This is a genomic window from bacterium (assembly GCA_024228115.1).
GTDB lineage: Bacteria > Myxococcota_A > UBA9160 > UBA9160 > UBA6930.
Map to the genome: position 1 here is coordinate 1 of JAAETT010000571.1, position 1,319 is coordinate 1,319.

Sequence of the window (1,319 nt, forward strand, 5' to 3'; positions counted from 1 at the left end):
AGATGACAGCCTGTGCGGTAGAATCCGGCTTCATGAAGGGGCCCTTGTTGAGGGGAAACGCGTGTTGCAACTCGTTTCTACCGCAACTGGGGCCTTCTTCAATTCAAGACCACGACTTCTTCATGAATTATTCGCGTTAGGTTGCCCGTGTACTCCGTGCGTACAGGCCAGGTACCGCTTATGCCAAAGCCCGACTGGATGACCGCGTCGAGAAATGTTTCCCAGCCGGTCGAAGCGGTACCTCCGCCCTTTGTTTCTGCCTGCTTGAACGCATAGTAGATGGCCACAGGGAACGCAGGATGGGCCTGATCGGCGAGCTGACGCATGGCCCTCGTCATTCCTTCAAGGAAGAACGCTTCGGCCTGCGCTCGTCCGCCATGCCGATAGGCGATAGCGACGAGCTCCTCGGCTTTTGGGGCCACCACTGTGGCGAACAGATCAGATACTTGCGATTTCAGCGACTGCCGAAGCCAGACGTAGAAGAAGTCCGACAGATCTGCGTAGTTGATGTTGTCAAAGTACGGCGGGTCCGTAGAAATTACCTTGTCCGCAGACATACGCTGGTTTTGCGCATCCATCTGCTGGACCACACCCATCGGGCGCGCCGGAATCGTAGATGTGAGCACTCTGCACAAATACTGGAACTGTCCCGTGAAGTTCCCGGTGGACTTGCTAAAGAGATTCGTCTCCACGAAATCCCATGTCATCGCGAACGCCTGTCGGCCAAACACCTGCTGAACGTTCTCTCCCTTGCTGTCCCAGAAGTTCAGCGTCGCGCTACGATTGGTTTGCCTGCTGACACCCAGCGCGAGGTACACAGCGATTGAATCAGCATATGTGCTCGACTTGATGCCACCCGAATCGCCCGCACTTGGGTTCGAGGAGATGGCATCTTTCATAACGCGCTCACGAGCCAACTCAACAAGGTCAGATAACGTAGTCAGGGCAACAATCTGCCGGGATGTGAAGAGATCTCCGTGGGTCTTCAAGCCGTATGCGGAGCAGACACCTCCGGTGATCATTGCTCTTGTCGGGGTCGAATTCGAAAGGAACGAAAGTCGAGCCTCGTCTACGACGGGGTTGGCGGCAGCCGAGCGTGCGACATCTTCGTCGATTGACGTCCCCGGCAGATACACTCGACCTCGATCGCCCTCAGCGACGATTGCCATCAGCTTGGTTCCTAGTGATGTGATTCACGCTGTTGGGGCATTATCCAGCGCGCGCCTGGCTCTGCCAACCTTTTCGATGATCTCTTCTGCTGTCTTGGACCAGACGAAGGGAGTGGGATCATCGTTGTGTCCGTCCACGTAACTCATCAC

1 protein-coding gene is annotated in these 1,319 nt (G+C 55.9%); it reads right to left on the minus strand.

Annotated features, from left to right (window positions below; all coding sequences use genetic code 11):
- Positions 1–98: 98 nt before the first annotated feature.
- Positions 99–1,169: a DUF1156 domain-containing protein gene (locus GY937_23650; protein MCP5059710.1), complete on the minus strand. Its 1,071-nt coding sequence runs from the start codon at positions 1,167–1,169 to the stop codon at positions 99–101.
- Between the last annotated feature and the right edge of the window lie 150 nt (positions 1,170–1,319).